General features: G+C 37.6%; 1 protein-coding gene, 1 tRNA gene and 1 pseudogene (1 of these 3 cut by a window edge). 1 reads left to right on the plus strand and 2 read right to left on the minus strand.

The window, feature by feature from the left end; genetic code table 11:
- Nucleotides 1-141, minus strand: a pseudogene (locus ABID39_RS07205) (orotidine-5'-phosphate decarboxylase); the annotation flags it as partial.
- A 488-nt stretch (nucleotides 142-629) separates the two neighbouring features.
- Between ABID39_RS07205 and ABID39_RS07210 the strand changes: the two are divergent.
- Nucleotides 630-1,718 carry a DUF3792 domain-containing protein gene (locus tag ABID39_RS07210; protein WP_354187418.1) on the plus strand — a complete coding sequence of 363 codons (1,089 nt, stop codon included), beginning with the start codon at nucleotides 630-632 and terminating at the stop codon, nucleotides 1,716-1,718.
- Nucleotides 1,719-2,496: 778 nt separating this feature from the next.
- On the opposite strand, the gene ABID39_RS07215 is transcribed toward ABID39_RS07210, so the two are convergent.
- Nucleotides 2,497-2,500, minus strand: a tRNA-Met gene (locus tag ABID39_RS07215); it runs 73 nt beyond the window's last position.

The following is a 2,500-nucleotide window of genomic DNA, read 5'->3' on the forward strand; positions in this document are numbered from 1 at the left end:
GAGAAGAATATCACAAAAGTCTTTTAGCCCTTTATAATCACAGCTTAAATTCCACGACTGCAAAACTTTATGGCTAGGGTCAAAACCGATACAAAGCGGTCCGCAAATATCCTGTTTTTTAAAAAACTTTGACTGGAACATTTTATATTCTCATGTATTTTTTTACTTTTTCATAGGCATAGGAAGGCATGTTTTTTTTGAGACGATCGGTATCATGTTTTCCTCTAAAAGGAAATATTTTCTTATTTTATGACCTTGTGTCCACGAAGGAGTGGTGCTTCATATCACTTTTTTAATAGATTTAGATATTTTTTAATAGATTTAAGCATCGATATTTTTTTTGCACTTATTTTTATAGATTTTGGTTTCTTTGGATGTGATGTTTTCAACATACTTAATTTTGTGTGCATTCCACAAAGATCTTTCTCACCCTTGTCAATTTTCTCACCCTTGTAATGTTTTTCTGCAAATTTGATATAATAGTTTTGGCCATTGTTCAGATATTTTCTAGTTATTCAAATATCTTATCGTATGGATTTATTGTCCATTTTTGACCTAAATTGGTTACTTTTGGAACATAATGGATGAAGAGGCATTGTATCTCCAGCATCATTCAAGGAGATAAAACTATGGAAACTCGCATTCCTGAAGACACACCATTCGATACCCATTTTCTAGATGAGACCTCTCTAGAGACGGACTATCCCTTTTTCCATACCCCTATTTCATGGTCAGCAATTTTTGCTGGATTGGTGACAGCTCTTGCCACCTCAGTTTGCTTATCTTTTCTGGTAGCAGCATTGGGTTTAAGCCAAATTGATTTTAGCTCTTCCACCCCTTTTGAAGGTTCTTTTCTTTCCTTTGGGATTGGTTCTCTTATTGTCACCCTGATCAGCCTTGCCTTGGGAGGTTTTGTTGCAGGACGTTTTGCAGAATCCTCCGGTATCGTTCACGGTTTTTTAACTTGGGCTCTATTAACACTTCTTATGACCCTGCAAGCCATTCACGTGGTTTCAAGCACAGCAAACTTAGGGGCTAAAGTTGCTACAGAAAAAACCTCTATGATCCAACAAACTGCAGACAGCCTTAGAACAAATCTTTCCCCCCTTCTTTCAAAATTAAACGTCGAAAGCTTTGAAAGTTTTTTACGTGAGAAGAAAGATAAAGGCGTCAATTTTGACACACTGCACAATGAATTACGCACCCTTCTGAATAAAAACGATATTCCTGCGCTCAATCCTGAACGTTTAAAACAATCCTATCAGGAAGCTCTTCAAGATATTGGCTCAGCAATAACAGCTTTTAAAGATGATCCTTCTCACTATCGCACCACTCTGAAAGATCTCAGTGAACGTCTTTCTCATCGTGCCCAAGCCCTTATGGCCAAGTTTGATCGAAACGACATCGTAAACGCCCTTATGAACAATGGCATGACAGCCGCAGATGCACAAAAGACGACCAACGACGCGCTTTATCTCTATCAAACAGCTGAGACAAAAACCGCCCAAGCCATCAAAGCCCTTGAAGAACAAGCTGAAACGCTCTCTAAAAAGCTTGATGCCTCCATAAAGGATGCGCGCCATACTGCGGATAAAGCTGTTACCAAAGCATCCCATATGGGATGGTGGGGCTTTTTAGGCAGCCTGATTGGCGCGATTATTTCTAGTGTTTTTGGCTATTATGGCTATAGAAGTCGTAAGGATTCTTTCAAACTTTAAAACTTTATGCAAAAAACATGCAACCGATAAAAAGCTGCCCTGTTGGTGCAGCTTTTTAAATATCCTTCTCTAAATGCCCCCTTCTTCATCATGTACTTTTTGCAATCATGCACTTCTGCAATCATGCACTTCTGCAATCATGTACTTCTGCAATCATGTACTTCTGCAATCATGCACTTCTGCAATCATGCACTTTTTGCAATTCTCTGATCCCAAGAATGAAGTATCGAGCCTTTATAAGCTTTTTGACGGAATACCATTTGATTTTTTTGCTTTTGTGAGCAAAGAATGCGAGCGTTGAACAAGATAGGATAGTAAAAGTTCTCTGCGGACATTACGAATGAACTGGTCAAAGATCACAGCCACAAATTATTTTTCACAAAATTATCTCCCCTATTACTCTTAAGCTGTTAAGAGGAAGGTTTAGTTGGCTATCTATAGCTTGTCGGCCCTTATTTCCTATAGTGGAAAAAATGAGTATCCACTTTCCATGTTTTTTATAGGTATAGAGCGAAGCGAAGATGGAATATGCAGTCCTCTTCTGTTTTTCCAGAATTTTTCTTATACAATAACGATAAGAGATTTTTTTCACATGAGAAGGATAGAAGCGTTTTCTGTTTTTCGGGGATTTTTGTTTTTCGTTTTTTTTCACATGAGAAGAATGAGAAGCGTTTTGAGGAAGAAGACTTATGTAGACTTCAAGGAACAAAATCTACATTTTTTGGGACATTCCCAATTTAGTCAGTAATTTTTTATTGATAGAATTTTTTGATCTTATTGGT

Source organism: Bartonella japonica (assembly GCF_040545385.1).
GTDB classification, from domain to species: Bacteria; Pseudomonadota; Alphaproteobacteria; order Rhizobiales; family Rhizobiaceae; genus Bartonella; species Bartonella japonica.

Coding starts and splice junctions, on each gene's coding strand:
- ABID39_RS07210 (WP_354187418.1), top strand. CDS start 630: ATGGAAACTCGCATTCCTGAAGACACACCATTCGATACCCATTTTCTA.